Genomic DNA, 14,090 nt, shown 5'->3' with positions numbered 1-14,090 from the left:
CAGCGCCGGGCCGTCGAGCCGGACGACGAGGGAGACCCGCAGCGGTGAACGTGGAGGACATGGGCGCGGACCTGGAGCGCGTGCTCCTGACCGAGGAGCAGCTCGGGACCCGCCTGGACGAGATCGCGGCCCAGGTCGACGAGGACTACGCCGGCCGGGAGATCCTGCTCGTCGGCGTGCTCAAGGGCGCCGTCATGGTGATGGCCGACCTGGCCCGCCGGATCAGCACCCCGCTGGCGATGGACTGGATGGCGGTGTCGTCCTACGGCTCCGGCACCAAGTCGTCGGGCGTGGTGCGGATCCTCAAGGACCTGGACGCCGACCTGACCGGCCGGCACGTCCTGATCGTCGAGGACATCATCGACTCGGGCCTGACCCTGTCGTGGCTGCTCGCCAACCTGCGGAGCCGCGGCCCGGCGTCGGTCGAGATCGCGACGATGCTGCGCAAGCCCGAGGCCGCCAAGGTCGAGGTGGACGTGCGCTACGTCGGGTTCGACATCCCGAACGAGTTCGTCGTCGGCTACGGCCTCGACTACGCCGAGAAGTACCGCAACCTGCCGTTCGTCGGGACCCTGGCGCCGCACGTCTACTCGTCCTGACCTCCGGCCGCCGCGCGGGGGCGCGTCCAGCCCTGGGCGAACACGGGCCGGGCAGCCAGGTTCGGCGTGTAACTTCTGAAGACTCCACCCCTGCGACCGGAGGGACGAGGGGGCCTGCCCCCGTCTGCCCATGACACTCAAGCGCCTCACCCGCGGACCCGTCCTGTGGATCATCGTGGCCGTCGTGATCCTGTGGATCGCGGCCAGCGCCTTCATGTCCTCCGGCGTCCAGCGCATCGACACCTCCGACGGCCTCGAGCTGCTGAAGGACGGCAAGGTCGACCAGGCCCTGGTGACCGAGGGCTCGCAGCGGGTCGACCTCACGCTCTCCGAGGACTTCGTCAAGGACGGCGACAACCTCGGCAAGAACGTGCAGTTCTACTACGTCGTGCCGCAGGGGCCGACCGTGGTGGAGGCCATCGCCGACGCCGACCCGTCCGGCGGGTACACCTCCGACGTCCCGCAGCAGTCGTGGTGGGGCAGCCTGCTGACGCTGGTGCTGCCGTTCGTCATCATCCTGGGCCTGTTCTGGTTCCTGATGTCGTCGATGCAGGGCGGCGGCTCGCGGGTGATGTCCTTCGGCAAGTCGAAGGCCAAGCTGGTCACCAAGGAGACGCCGCAGGTCACCTTCGCGGACGTCGCCGGCGTGGACGAGGCCGTCGAGGAGCTGCACGAGATCAAGGAGTTCCTCTCCGACTCGGACAAGTTCCAGGCGGTCGGCGCGAAGATCCCGAAGGGCGTGCTGCTGTACGGCCCGCCCGGGACCGGCAAGACCCTGCTGGCGCGCGCGGTCGCGGGCGAGGCGGGCGTGCCGTTCTACTCGATCTCCGGCTCGGACTTCGTCGAGATGTTCGTCGGCGTGGGCGCCAGCCGCGTGCGCGACCTGTTCGACCAGGCGAAGCAGAACGCCCCGGCGATCATCTTCATCGACGAGATCGACGCCGTCGGCCGGCACCGCGGCGCGGGCATGGGCGGCGGCCACGACGAGCGCGAGCAGACCCTCAACCAGATGCTGGTCGAGATGGACGGCTTCGACGTCAAGACGAACGTCATCCTCATCGCGGCGACCAACCGCCCCGACATCCTCGACCCCGCGCTGCTGCGCCCGGGCCGGTTCGACCGGCAGGTGTCGGTCGAGGCGCCGGACCTCAAGGGCCGCGAGCGGATCCTCCAGGTGCACGCGCAGGGCAAGCCCATGGCGACCGACGTCGACCTCCAGGCCGTCGCCCGCCGCACGCCGGGCTTCACCGGCGCCGACCTGGCCAACGTGCTGAACGAGGCCGCGCTGCTCACCGCCCGGTCGAACGCGCAGATCATCGACAACCGCGCGCTGGACGAGGCCATCGACCGCGTGATCGCCGGCCCGCAGAAGCGCACCCGCGTCATGAAGGTCAAGGAGCAGAAGATCACCGCGTACCACGAGGGCGGCCACGCCCTGGTGGCGGCGGCGCTGCGGTACACCGACCCGGTGACCAAGGTGACGATCCTGCCCCGCGGCCGGGCCCTCGGCTACACGATGGTCATGCCGACCGAGGACAAGTACTCCACCACCCGCAACGAGCTGCTCGACCAGCTCGCGTACGCCATGGGCGGCCGGGTGGCCGAGGAGCTCGTGTTCCACGACCCGACGACCGGCGCCAGCAACGACATCGAGAAGGCCACCGCCACGGCCCGGAAGATGGTCACGCAGTACGGCATGAGCGAGCGCGTCGGCGCCGTGAAGCTCGGCAGCGACGGCAGCGAGCCGTTCATGGGCCGCGACATGGGCCACGGGCGCGACTACTCCGAGACGGTCGCCGGCACGGTCGACGTCGAGGTCCGCAAGCTCATGGACGCCGCGCACACCGAGGCGTGGGAGATCCTCGTCGAGTACCGCGACGTGCTGGACCACCTGGTGCTCGAGCTGCTGGAGAAGGAGACCCTCAACCAGCAGGAGCTGGCGGTCATCTTCGAGCCGATCACCAAGCGCCCGCCGCGCGAGGTGTGGCTGTCCAGCGAGCAGCGCTCGGTCTCCGACCGCCCGCCGGTGCTCACCGCCAAGGAGAAGGCGGAGCAGAACGGCTCCGTCATCCCGCAGGACGAGGCCGCCGCGGCCAAGGACGAGCACCCCGCCGCCGTCGCGGTCGAGGTGCCGCCGAGCCAGACGCCGGACGCCTGAGCGTGGCGGCCGACGGGCGCGGCCGGCGCCGCGAGGTCCCGCCGTACGACGCCGCGCGCGCCGAGGCGGCGATCCGGGAGCTGCTGCTCGCGGTGGGGGAGGACCCCGACCGCGAGGGGCTCCGGGACACCCCGGCCCGCGTGGCCCGGGCCTACCAGGAGATCTTCGCCGGGCTGCGCCAGGACGCGCACGACGTGCTCAGCGCGACGTTCGACATCGGCCACGAGGAGATGGTCCTGGTCAAGGACATCGAGGTGTACTCGACCTGCGAGCACCACCTCGTGCCGTTCCACGGCGTCGCGCACATCGGCTACATCCCGGGGCAGTCCGGCAAGGTCACCGGCCTGAGCAAGCTGGCCCGGCTGGTCGACGTGTACGCGCGGCGGCCGCAGGTCCAGGAGCGGATGACCGGCGAGATCGCGGACGCCATGGTCGAGGTCCTCGAGCCGCGCGGCGTGCTGGTGGTCGTCGAGTGCGAGCACCTGTGCATGTCGATGCGCGGCGTGCGCAAGCCCGGCTCCCGCACCGTGACGTCGGCGGTGCGCGGCCAGATGCGGGACCCGGCCACCCGGGCCGAGGCGATGAGCCTCGTCCTCGGCCGCTGAGGGCCCCGGCCCCGGTCCCGTGCGCCCCCGCCGACCGCCTAGGCTGACGGGCGTGCGTCCCCCCTCGCCGCTCCCGCCCGCGCCGACCGCCGCCGGTCGTGCGGGCCGGACCCTGGTGATGGGGGTGGTGAACGTGACGCCCGACTCGTTCTCGGACGGCGGGCGGTGGTTCGCCCCCGACGCCGCCGTCGCGCACGGGCTGGCGCTGCTCGCCGACGGGGCGGACCTGCTGGACGTCGGGGGCGAGTCGACCCGCCCGGGCGCCGCGCGGGTGCCGGTCGCCGAGGAGCTGGACCGGGTGCTGCCCGTGGTCCGCGAGCTCGCGGCCCGCGGCGCGGCCGTCAGCGTCGACACCACGCGCGCCGAGGTGGCGGAGGCGGCCGTCGCGGCGGGCGCGGTGGTGGTCAACGACGTGTCCGGCGGCCTGGCCGACCCGGAGATCCGCGACGTCGTCGCCCGCACCGGCGTGGTGTACGTGGCGATGCACTGGCGCGGCCACGCGGACGTCATGGACTCCCTCGCGGAGTACGACGACGTGGTGACCGACGTGCGGCGCGAGCTCGCCGACCGGGTCGCGGAGCTGCGCGCGGCGGGGGTCGCCGACCACCAGGTCGTGCTCGACCCGGGGCTCGGGTTCGCCAAGCCGGGGTCCGCGAACTGGCCGCTGCTCGCGCGGCTGCCGGAGCTCGTCGCCGACGGGTTCCCGGTGCTGGTCGGCGCGTCCCGCAAGCGGTTCCTGGGCCACCTGCTGGCCGGCGAGGACGGCGTGCCGGTCCCGCCGGAGCAGCGGGACGCGGCGACCGCGGCGGTGTCCGCGCTCGCCGCCGCGGCGGGGGCGTGGTGCGTGCGGGTGCACGAGGTACGGGGTACGGCGGACGCGGTGCGCGTCGCGGCCCGGTGGAGGGCGGCGGCGCCGTCCGGGGAGGACGAGGGATGAGCGACGAGGCGGACGTGCCCGGGCGGGACGGCCACCGGCTGGACCGGATCCGGCTGGTCGGCGTGACGGCGACCGGTTACCACGGGGTGTTCTCCCACGAGCGCCGCGAGGGGCAGACGTTCGTCGCCGACGTGGTCGCGCACCTCGACACCCGGCGGGCCGCGGCGACCGACGACCTGCGGCACACCCTCAACTACGGCGTGCTGGCCGAGCAGGTGGCGACCGTGCTCGCCGGCGAGCCCGCCGACCTGGTCGAGACCGTGGCCGAGCGGATCGCGGCGACCGTGCTCGCGCACCCGCAGGTGCAGTGCGTCGACGTCGCCGTGCACAAGCCGCAGGCGCCGATCACCGTGCCGTTCGGGGACGTGGTGGTGGAGGTGCGCCGGGACCGGACCTGGCTGCCGGCCGCGGAGCCGGTGCCCGACGACGCGCCGCGGTGGCTGCCGGAGGGGCTGGCCGCGCCGGAGCCCGCGGCGGCCGCCGAGGCCGCCGCGCCCGCGGACGCGGGGCTCCCGCCCGTCGCCCCCGCGCCCGCCGCCGCGCCGCCCGCGCCCGCCGGGCCGGGGGCCACCGCGGTGCTGCCGCTCGAGCCCGTGCCCGCACCCGCCGACCTCGCGCTGCCGCCCGCCCCGGCCGGCCCCGTCCCGAGCGCCCCCGCGGACGCCTGGGACGCGGAGGACGAGGTGGTCGAGGCCGAGCTGGTGCAGGACGCCCTGGACGCCGCCCCGGACGCCCCGGTCGAGGTCGTGCTGGCCATCGGCTCGAACCTCGGCGCGGCGCAGGACACCCTGCGCGACGCGGTCGCCGACCTGGCCGCGACGCCGGGCCTCGAGGTGCTGGACGTGTCGGCCCTGGCCCGCACCGCGCCCGTCGGCGGCCCCGAGCAGCCCGACTTCCTCAACGCGGTCCTGATCGCCCGCACCACGCTGTCGCCCCGCGACCTGCTGCGCGCGACGTCCGAGGTGGAGCGGCGGCACGGGCGCGAGCGCCTGGTGCACTGGGGCCCGCGCACCCTGGACGTCGACATCATCGTGTACGGCGACGTCTCGGCCGTGACCGACGACCTGGAGCTCCCGCACCCTCGGGCCCACGAGCGCGCGTTCGTGCTCCAGCCCTGGGCGCAGGTGCAGCCGGACGCGGTGCTGCACGGGCTCGGCGGCGGCCCCGTCGCCCAGCTCGCCGCGACCGCGCCCGACCGCGACGGCGTGCGCTGGCTCGCGCTCGACTGGCTGACCGCGCCGGTGCCGGCCGCCCAGCCCGACCCGGGCGGCGCGGCCGACGACGGCGCCCCGGCGGGCGACCCGCTGCCCGACCCGCTGTCCGACCCGCTGGGCGGGCCGGTCGCGTGGGCCGACCCCGCCGGTGGCGCCCCCGCCGGGCGGCAGGACCCCTGATGCAGCGCACCCGCGTCCGCACCCTCGTGCTGATCGCCGTCGTCGCGGCGGCGGTCGGCTGGCTCGTCGTCCGCGCCCTGGGCAGCCGGGGCGTCGTGCTGCCGCAGGTGCCGTGGCTCATGGTCGGCGTGCTCGTGCTGATCGCCGCCGTCGTGCTCGCGATGGGCTGGTCGGTGCGGCAGTACCTGCGCGGCAAGCACCCCACGCTCGACCCGATGCGCGCGGCCCGGACCGCCGTGCTCGCGAAGGCGTCCTGCTACACCGGCGCGCTGCTCACCGGGTGGTACGCGGCGCAGGTGCTCGACGTGCTGGGCGACCTCGGGATCGAGGCGCAGCGGGAGCGCGCGCTCGCCGCGGGGCTCGCGGTGCTGGGCGCGCTGGTGCTGGCCGCGGCCGGGCTCGTCGTCGAGTGGATCTGCCGCATCCCGCCGGGGGACGACCCGGACGAGGCGCCGGGGTCGCCGCGCGACGCGTCGCCGGACGCCGCCGCGGGCTGAGCGCGGAGGCCGCCGCGGCCCGGGGGCCGGTCGCGGCCGGGCCGGGGCGGGTCCCGGGCGTCGCCGGGGCGCGCGATGCGAGGATGGTGCGCATGAGCACGCCCGAGGGTGCCGCCGCCCACCCGCAGCCCGCCGCCGCGCCCGCCGCCGCGCCCGGCGGTGCGCCCGCGCCGGGTCCCGCGCCCGGTGCCGCCCCCGTGCGGGAGAGCGAGCCGTTCGAGCCGGCCGGCGTCGACTGGACCCCCGTGTCCCCGCGGCTGGCCTCGGCCCGCCTGCTGGTCGGGCTCGCGTGGCTCGCCGTGCCGCTCGTCGCGCTGGTCGTCGTGGCCGCCGTCACCGGCTCGGTCTGGGTGTGGGCGTCGGCCGCGGTCGTCGTCGCGCTCGTCGCCTGGGTCGTCTGGCTGGTGCCGCGCCAGGTGCGCGCGATGGGCTACGCCGAGCGGGCGGACGACCTGCTGCTGCGCCGCGGCATCCTGTTCCGCTCGATGGTGGTCGTGCCCTACGGCCGCATGCAGTACGTCGACGTGACCGCCGGGCCGCTGGCCCGGAAGCTCGGCATCGCGTCCGTGCAGCTGCACACCGCCTCGCCCGGCACCGACGCCTCGATCGACGGGCTGCCGACCGCCGAGGCCGCGCGGCTGCGCGACCAGCTGGCGTCCCGGGGCGAGGCCCGGCTGGCGGGGCTGTGACCGAGGACCGCCCGCTGCCCGCGGCCGGCCCGCTGCCCGCCGGGGGCGTCGTCCCGGGCGCGGGGCCGGGCGCCGCGCGCGTGCCCGCGGCCGGCGCGCCCGCCGCGGGCGTCCCCGCCGCCGGTGCCGCCGGGGGCCCCGCCCCGGAGCCCGCGCCCCCCGCCGACGACCTGGCCTGGCGCCGGATGCACCCCGTCACCCCCGCGGTGAAGGGCTGGAAGGTGCTCGCCGCGGTGCTCGCGATCATCGCGTGGAACGCCGCCGACGACGTGCGCCAGCTGGCCGAGTGGCTCGGCGGCCGCGCCTGGCTCGTCATCGCGGGCGTGGTCGTCCTGGTCGCGCTGATCGGGTTCGGCTACTCGGCGATCGCGTGGCGGATGACCCGGTTCGCGGTCACCGACGAGGCCGTGCACCTGCGGTCCGGCGTCGTGTTCCGGCAGCAGCGGCAGGCCCGGCTCGACCGGCTGCAGGCCGTCGACGTGGTGCAGCCGCTGCTGGCCCGCATCATCGGGCTGTCCGAGCTGCGGCTCGAGGTCGCCGGCGGCGCTGGGTCCGCGGTGTCGCTGGCGTTCCTGCGCGAGGCCGAGGCGGAGCAGCTGCGCGCCGAGCTGCTGGCGCGCGCCGCGGGCCTGCACCCCGGGCGCCGCCCCCGGCCCGCGGGCGCGCCCGCGCACCCGGCGCCGGGCGACCCCGCGGCCGCGCCCGCCGGCCCCGCGGCGCCGCCGCTGGCCACCACCGCCCCCGGCGCCGTCCCGGCGACCGACCACCCCGCGACCGCCGACCCGGAGGCCGCCCTCACGCTCCCGGTCGAGCCGGACGCCGACGGCGGCTGGGAGGGCGCCGCGCCCGTCGCCCCCGAGCGCCCGGTGTACGAGGTGCCGGTCGGCCGGCTGCTGGCGTCGACGCTGCTCTCCTCGGCCACGATCTGGCTCGTCGTCATGCTGGGCGCCGTCGGCGCGCTGATCGTCGGCACCGGCCAGGTCGGCTCGGCGTTCGCGCTGCTGCCGGCCCTGCTCGGCGTGGTGTCGTACACCTGGACCAGGTTCAACCGCGGGGCGAACTTCCGCGCGGCGATCTCCCCCGACGGCATCCGGCTGCGGCACGGCCTCACCGAGTCGCGGGCGCAGACCGTGCCGCCGGGCCGCGTGCAGGCCGTGCGCGTCACCCAGGGGCTGCTCTGGCGGAAGCCGGACTGGTGGCGGGTCGAGGTGAACGTCGCGGGCTACGGCAGCAACGGGGACCAGACGCAGACCGAGAACGTGCTGCTGCCCGTCGGCACCCGCGACGAGGCGATGCTGGCCCTGTGGCTGGTGCTGCCCGACCTGGGCACCGAGGACCCGCGCGCGCTGGTCGAGGCCGGGCTCGCCGGCCGGACCGCCGACGGCGGCTGGGCCGTGGCCCCGCGCCGGTCGCGCTGGCTCGACCCGATCGGCTGGCGCCGGCACGGCGTCACCGTGACCGACCGCGCGCTGGTGCTGCGCTCCGGGGTGCTGGTGCGCCAGCTCGTCGTCGTGCCGCACGAGCGGACCCAGTCGCTCGGGCTGGAGCAGGGGCCGCTGCAGCGCCGGCTGGGGCTGGCGTCGTTCCAGCTGCACTCGACGCCCGGGCCGGTGTCGCCGCGGGTGGACCACCTCGACCAGCGGGTCGCCGCGGGCCTGCTCGACGAGCAGGCGGCGCGGGCCAGGTCTGCGCGCGCCGGGGCGGGGCCGGAGCAGTGGATGCGCCGGGCATGACGCGGCTGGGGATCGGCGTCGTCGGCGCGGGCCGGGTCGGCGCGGTGCTGGGCAGCGCGCTGCGCGCGGCCGGGCACCCGGTGGTCGGCGTGAGCGCGGTGTCCGAGGCGTCCCGCGAGCGGGCGGACGCGTTGCTGCCGGGCGTGCCCGTGCTCGACGTGCCCGAGGTGGTGCGCCGCGCGGAGCTGGTGCTGCTCGCGGTGCCGGACGACGCCCTCGCGGAGCTGGTGGCGGGCCTCGCGGCGACCGGCGCGTGGCAGCCCGGGCAGATCGTCGTGCACACGGCCGGCCGGTACGGGGCCGCGGTGCTCGACCCGGCGCGCGCGCAGGGGGTCATCCCGATCGCGCTGCACCCGGCCATGACGTTCACCGGCACCTCGCTCGACCTGTCCCGGCTGGTCGGCTGCACCTTCGCGGTGACGGCCCCGACCCCGGTGCTGCCGATCGGGCAGGCGCTCGTCGTGGAGATGGGCGGCGAGCCGGTCGTGCTCGACGAGGCCGCGCGGCCGCTCTACCACGCGGCCCTGGCGCACGGAGCGAACCACCTGGTCGTCCTGGTCGCGCAGGCCGGGCAGGCGCTCGCGGCCGCGGGCGTGGCCGACCCCGGCGCGGTCCTCCGGCCGCTGCTCACCGCCGCCCTGGACGGGGCGCTGCGGGCCGAGTCGGCCGGCGGCGGGCGCGACGCGGAGGGCGAGGTCACCAACGGCGCCGTCACGACGCTGACCGGCCCGGTGCGGCGCGGCGACGCGGGCACCGTCCGGGACCACCTCGACGAGCTGACCGGCCTCGGCGTCCGCACCGGGGCGACCGACGTGGCGGCGTCCTACCGGGCGCTGTCCCGCGCGGCGACCGGGCGCGCGCTCGCGGCCGGGCTGCTGCGGGCGGAGCAGGGGCGGGCGCTGCTGGAGGTGCTGGCGACGGGGGACCCGGCGGCGGAGGCCGCCCCCGGGGCCGCGCCGGCGCCCGGCGGACCCCCGGGTGGCGCTGGCCCGGCTCACGCACCGGGACCGGACGGGAGTACGGTGCACGGCGCGCACGACGACGAGGGCGCGGGCGGCGGCACGGCCGGGCCCGGCGCCGACCAGGAGGACCAGGGATGACCGAGGCACGCACGGGTGCCCCCACGCTGGCGCGCACGCGCCCCGAGCTCGCGGCCGCGCTGGCCGCCCGCCCGGCCGGCGGCCGCGCCGTGGTGATGACGATGGGCGCGCTGCACGCCGGGCACCTGTCGCTGGTGCGCGAGGCCCGCGCCCGCGGCGAGCAGGTGGTGGTGACGATCTTCGTCAACCCGCTGCAGTTCGGGCCCGCCGAGGACCTCGACCGCTACCCGCGGGACCTCGACGGCGACCTCGGCCTGCTGACCGGCCCCGACCTGCTCGGGGAGGGCGACGTCGTGTTCGCCCCCGCCCCCGAGGTGGTCTACCCCGACGGCGACCCGGGCGTGCGGGTGTCCGCCGGCGCGGTCGGCACCGTCTACGAGGGGGCGACCCGCCCGGGCCACCTGGACGGCGTGCTGACCGTCGTGCTCAAGCTGATGCACCTGGTGGCGCCGGACGTCGCGCTGTTCGGCCGCAAGGACGTGCAGCAGCTCGCCGCGGTGCGCCGCATGGTGCGGGACCTGGACGTGCCGGTCGAGGTCGTGGGCGCGCCCACCGTCCGGGACGCCGACGGCCTCGCGCTGTCCTCGCGGAACGCCTACCTGTCGGCGGCCGAGCGGGAGCAGGCGCTCGCGCTGAGCCGGGCGCTCGCGGCCGGCTCGGCGGCGGCGGACGCGGGCGGCGACCCGGCCGCGGTGCTCGCCGCGGCGCGGGCGGTGCTGGACGGGGCCGCCGTGGGGACCGACTACGTCGCCGTGGTGGACCCGGTGACCTTCGAGGACGTCACGGGGACGGCGGCGGACCTCGCCGGCCGCACGGCCGTCCTGGCGCTCGCGGCCACCGTCGGCGCGACCCGGCTGATCGACAACTCCGACGTGAGGTGGGCGTGACCATGACCTCGCTGCAGCGGCCGATGATGATCGGCAAGATCCACCGCGCGACCGTGACCCAGGCCGACCTGCACTACGTCGGCTCGATCACCGTGGACGCGCACCTGCTCGCGGCGGCCGACCTGCTGCCCGGGCAGCAGGTCGACGTCGTCGACGTGACCAACGGCGCCCGCCTCACCACCTACGTGATCGCCGGCGAGGCCGGGTCGGGGCAGATCTGCATCAACGGCGCCGCCGCGCACCTGGTGCACCCGGGCGACGTGGTCATCCTCATCGCCTACGGGATGCTCTCGGACGCCGAGGCGCGCACCTACGAGCCGCACGTCGTCCTGGTCGACGCCGAGAACCGGATCATGGACACCGGTCACGACCCGGGCACCGTGCCGGAGTCCTGGACGGCGGCCTCGGGGCTGCACCCGAGCGGCGTGCCGTTCGACCAGGGCCGGACGCTGGTGGAGCGGGACGGCGCCGCGGCCGGCACCCCCGGGGCGACCCCCGAGGGGGGCGACCACCCGGTGCGCAGCGACCTGGGGGCGGGGGCGAACGACGCCGGGCGGGACGCGGGCGCCGGGCGGTGACCGCGCGGCTGGCCCGCCGGCTCGCCGCGCCCGCGCCGGGCTGGACGGCCCGGGCCGACGCCGTGGTCGTCGGCTCCGGCATCGCCGGCCTGACCGCGGCCCTCGAGCTGCGCACGCGCGTGCCGCGCGTCCTGCTGGTCACCAAGGACCGGCTGGTCTCGGGGTCGACGGTGTGGGCGCAGGGCGGCATCGCGGCGGCGCTCGACCCGGCCGACTCCCCGGAGGCGCACCTGCGGGACACGCTCGTCGCCGGCGTCGGCCTGTGCGACCCGCGGGCCGTCGAGGTGCTGGTCACCGAGGGCCCGGCGCGGGTCCGCGAGCTCGTGGCGCGGGGCGCGGTGTTCGACACCGAGCCCGACGGCACGCTCAGCCTGACCCGGGAGGGCGGCCACCACGCCGACCGGGTCGCGCACGCGGGCGGCGACGCCACCGGCGCCGAGATCTCCCGCGCGCTCGTCGCGCAGCTCGCGGCGGTGCAGGCGGACCCCGGCATCGAGGTGATCGAGCACGCCCTCGTGCTGGACGTGCTCACCGGCGCCCCCGGCCGCGACGGCCGGCCCGGCCCGGTGTGCGGCGTCACGCTGCACGTGATCGGCGAGGGCAGCCGGGACGGCGTCGGCGCCGTGCTCGCGCCCGCCGTGGTGCTGGCGACCGGCGGCATCGGCCAGGTGTTCCGGTCGTCGACCAACCCGGTCCAGGCGACCGGCGACGGCCTGGCCGCGGCGCTGCGCGCGGGGGCGGCGGTCGGCGACATGGAGTTCGTGCAGTTCCACCCGACGGTGCTCTGGCTCGGCGCCGGCGTGAAGGGCCAGCTCGCGCTCATCTCCGAGGCGGTCCGCGGCGAGGGCGCCCACCTGGTCGACGTCGACGGCCACCGGTTCCTCACCGGCGTGCACCCGCTCGCCGAGCTCGCGCCGCGGGACGTCGTGGCCAAGGCGATCGTGCGGCAGATGGCGCGCACCGGCGGCGACCACGTGCTGCTGGACGCCCGGCACCTCGGGGCCGAGCGGATCCGCCGCCGGTTCCCGACCATCGGCGCCCGGCTGGCCGAGCACGGCCTCGACCTGGCCACGGACCTGGTCCCCGTCGCGCCGGCGCAGCACTACCACTCGGGCGGGGTCGTCACCGACCTGGTCGGCCGGTCGACCCTGCCCGGGCTGTACGCGGTCGGCGAGGTCGCGTGCACCGGCGTGCACGGCGCCAACCGGCTGGCGTCGAACTCGCTGCTCGAGGGTCTGGTGTTCGCGCACCGCGCCGCGCACGACATCGCGCGCCGCGTCGAGGCGGGGACGCTGCGGCCCGCCGAGCCCGTCGAGCGGCCCGGCCCCGAGGCGCTGGTCGCCGGCGCGGCCCGGTCCCGGGTGCAGCGGATCGCCACCGACGGGCCCGGCGTGCTGCGGTCCGCGGCGGGCCTGGCGGCGGCCGCGCAGGCGCTCGCGGCCGTCCGCACGGACGCGCACCGGGCCGTCGCCGGCGGGGAGCAGCCGGTCGCCGACCCGCAGGTCGCCGAGTGGGAGACGACCAACGTGCACCAGGTCGCGACGGTGCTGACCGCCACGGCGGCGACCCGGCGGGAGACCCGGGGCGGCCACCTGCGCAGCGACCACCCGGACCGGGACGACGCCCGGTGGCTGGTGCGCATCGAGGCGACCCTGGGCCCGGACGGCGAGCTGACCCAGCGCCGCGCCCCCCAGGACTGACGCCCCCACGCGCGGCCCCGGGACCGACCCCGGCCACGCTCGGCGTGCCCGACCAGCCGACAGCGGGGTGGCCGCCCGGGGCCGTCGGACGTCCGGGCGGCCCCGCGCGCGGCCCTAGGCTGGCCGGCGTGACCACGCCCGACGCCCTCGACCCCGCCTGGCTCGCCCGCACCGTCGCGGTCGCCCTCGACGAGGACCTCGGCCCCGCGCCGGGCCGGGACGTCACCACCCAGGCCACCGTCGCGCCCGACGTCCCGGGCGTGGCGCACCTCGTCGCCCGCGAGGCCGGGGTCGTCGCCGGCCTGCCGGTCGTCGCCGAGGTGCTGCGGCAGGTCACCGACCGCCTCGGGCTGGCTCCCGCGACCGTCGACCAGCGGGTCCCGGACGGCACCGCCGTGGCCCCGGGCGACGTGCTGGCCGTGCTCACCGGCCCGGTCCAGGCGCTGCTCGTCGCGGAGCGCACCGCGCTCAACCTCGCGTCCCGCGCGTCCGGGGTCGCCACGCACACCCGGCGCTGGGCGGACGCCCTGGCCGGCACCGGCGCGCAGGTGCTCGACACCCGCAAGACCACCCCCGGGCTGCGCGAGCTGGAGAAGTACGCGGTGCGGCGCGGCGGCGGCACCAACAAGCGCATGGGCCTGCACGACGTCGCCATGGTGAAGGACAACCACGTGGTGGCGGCCGGCGGCGTCGCGGCGGCGGTCGAGGCGGTGCGGCAGCGGTTCCCCGGCGTCGCGATCCAGGTCGAGGCCGACACCACCGAGCAGGCGCTCGAGGCGGTCGGCGTCGGCGCGCGGTTCCTGCTGCTCGACAACATGCCGACGCCGGTGCTCGCCGCCACGGTCGAGGCCGTGCGCGCGGGGGAGGGCGCGACCGGGCGGGTCGAGCTCGAGGCGACCGGCAACCTCACGCTCGACCGGGCCGCCGAGGTGGCCGCGACCGGCGTCGACTACCTGTCCGTCGGGGCGCTCACGCACTCGTCGCCGATCCTCGACCTGGCGCTCGACCTGGTCGAGGGCGTCTGACGCCACCGGGCCCCGCGCCCGTGACGGCCGGGCCCTCGCCCGCTCGGTAGGATTCCGGGCGTGACCGAGCCCCAGCAGAACGCCGCCCCCGCCGCCGACGACCTCCCCGAGCAGCTCCGGGTCCGGCGCGAGAAGCGGGACCGGATGCTGGCGGAGGGCGTCGAGCCGTACCCGGTCGGCGTCCCGCG

At 77.3% G+C, this 14,090-nt stretch carries 13 protein-coding genes; all 13 read left to right on the top strand.

Going from position 1 to position 14,090, the window contains the following annotated elements; all coding sequences use genetic code 11:
• The first annotated feature begins 44 nt into the window (after positions 1 to 44).
• Positions 45 to 599, top strand: coding sequence for a hypoxanthine phosphoribosyltransferase (hpt, locus tag VER05_RS17415; RefSeq protein WP_324846579.1), 555 nt, complete (start codon positions 45 to 47; stop codon positions 597 to 599).
• Between the two features lie 130 nt (positions 600 to 729).
• The gene (gene ftsH, locus VER05_RS17410) at positions 730 to 2,757 is read left to right on the top strand and encodes an ATP-dependent zinc metalloprotease FtsH (protein WP_324846577.1); all 2,028 of its coding nucleotides are present in this window, start codon (positions 730 to 732) and stop codon (positions 2,755 to 2,757) included.
• 2 nt (positions 2,758 to 2,759) lie between these two features.
• Positions 2,760 to 3,362, top strand: coding sequence for a GTP cyclohydrolase I FolE (gene folE / locus VER05_RS17405; RefSeq protein WP_324846576.1), 603 nt, complete (start codon positions 2,760 to 2,762; stop codon positions 3,360 to 3,362).
• 43 nt (positions 3,363 to 3,405) lie between these two features.
• Positions 3,406 to 4,299 (top strand): dihydropteroate synthase, encoded by an 894-nt coding sequence (gene folP / locus VER05_RS17400; RefSeq protein WP_414647650.1) that lies wholly within the window; start codon positions 3,406 to 3,408, stop codon positions 4,297 to 4,299.
• Entirely contained in the window at positions 4,296 to 5,693 is a 1,398-nt protein-coding gene (folK, locus tag VER05_RS17395) for a 2-amino-4-hydroxy-6-hydroxymethyldihydropteridine diphosphokinase (RefSeq protein WP_324846575.1), read from the top strand. The genes folP and folK overlap by 4 nt, the downstream gene beginning before the upstream one ends.
• Entirely contained in the window at positions 5,693 to 6,190 is a 498-nt protein-coding gene (locus VER05_RS17390; RefSeq protein ID WP_324846574.1) for a DUF3180 domain-containing protein, read from the top strand. The genes folK and VER05_RS17390 overlap by 1 nt, the downstream gene beginning before the upstream one ends.
• A gap of 92 nt (positions 6,191 to 6,282) precedes the next feature.
• A complete protein-coding gene (locus tag VER05_RS17385) occupies positions 6,283 to 6,879 on the top strand; it encodes a PH domain-containing protein (protein WP_324846573.1) in 597 nt (198 codons plus the stop codon).
• Entirely contained in the window at positions 6,876 to 8,612 is a 1,737-nt protein-coding gene (locus VER05_RS17380) for a PH domain-containing protein (RefSeq protein WP_324846572.1), read from the top strand. The genes VER05_RS17385 and VER05_RS17380 overlap by 4 nt, the downstream gene beginning before the upstream one ends.
• A complete protein-coding gene (locus tag VER05_RS17375; protein WP_324846571.1) occupies positions 8,609 to 9,712 on the top strand; it encodes a Rossmann-like and DUF2520 domain-containing protein in 1,104 nt (367 codons plus the stop codon). Before VER05_RS17380 ends, VER05_RS17375 begins: the two co-directional genes overlap by 4 nt.
• A complete protein-coding gene (gene panC, locus VER05_RS17370; protein ID WP_324846570.1) occupies positions 9,709 to 10,599 on the top strand; it encodes a pantoate--beta-alanine ligase in 891 nt (296 codons plus the stop codon). The genes VER05_RS17375 and panC overlap by 4 nt, the downstream gene beginning before the upstream one ends.
• A 2-nt stretch (positions 10,600 to 10,601) precedes the next feature.
• On the top strand, positions 10,602 to 11,177 hold the full coding sequence (gene panD, locus VER05_RS17365) for an aspartate 1-decarboxylase (RefSeq protein WP_324846569.1): 576 nt from the start codon (positions 10,602 to 10,604) through the stop codon (positions 11,175 to 11,177).
• A complete protein-coding gene (locus VER05_RS17360; protein WP_324846568.1) occupies positions 11,174 to 12,877 on the top strand; it encodes an L-aspartate oxidase in 1,704 nt (567 codons plus the stop codon). Before panD ends, VER05_RS17360 begins: the two co-directional genes overlap by 4 nt.
• A gap of 128 nt (positions 12,878 to 13,005) precedes the next feature.
• Positions 13,006 to 13,902: a carboxylating nicotinate-nucleotide diphosphorylase gene (gene nadC, locus VER05_RS17355; protein ID WP_324846567.1), complete on the top strand. Its 897-nt coding sequence runs from the start codon at positions 13,006 to 13,008 to the stop codon at positions 13,900 to 13,902.
• Positions 13,903 to 14,090 lie beyond the last annotated feature (188 nt).

This window comes from Cellulomonas sp., from assembly GCF_035634735.1.
In the GTDB taxonomy this organism is placed as follows: Bacteria; Actinomycetota; Actinomycetes; order Actinomycetales; family Cellulomonadaceae; genus Cellulomonas.
The sequence above is the reverse complement of the archived record's forward strand: the minus strand, read 5'-3'. Positions and strand labels throughout refer to the sequence as shown.

Excerpts from the sequence above, each read along its gene's own strand:
- folK (WP_324846575.1), top strand. The coding sequence starts at position 4,296 with ATGAGCGACGAGGCGGACGTGCCCGGGCGGGACGGCCACCGGCTGGAC.
- ftsH (WP_324846577.1), top strand. The coding sequence starts at position 730 with ATGACACTCAAGCGCCTCACCCGCGGACCCGTCCTGTGGATCATCGTG.
- VER05_RS17390 (WP_324846574.1), top strand. The coding sequence starts at position 5,693 with ATGCAGCGCACCCGCGTCCGCACCCTCGTGCTGATCGCCGTCGTCGCG.
- panC (WP_324846570.1), top strand. The coding sequence starts at position 9,709 with ATGACCGAGGCACGCACGGGTGCCCCCACGCTGGCGCGCACGCGCCCC.
- VER05_RS17375 (WP_324846571.1), top strand. The coding sequence starts at position 8,609 with ATGACGCGGCTGGGGATCGGCGTCGTCGGCGCGGGCCGGGTCGGCGCG.
- VER05_RS17385 (WP_324846573.1), top strand. The coding sequence starts at position 6,283 with ATGAGCACGCCCGAGGGTGCCGCCGCCCACCCGCAGCCCGCCGCCGCG.
- panD (WP_324846569.1), top strand. The coding sequence starts at position 10,602 with ATGACCTCGCTGCAGCGGCCGATGATGATCGGCAAGATCCACCGCGCG.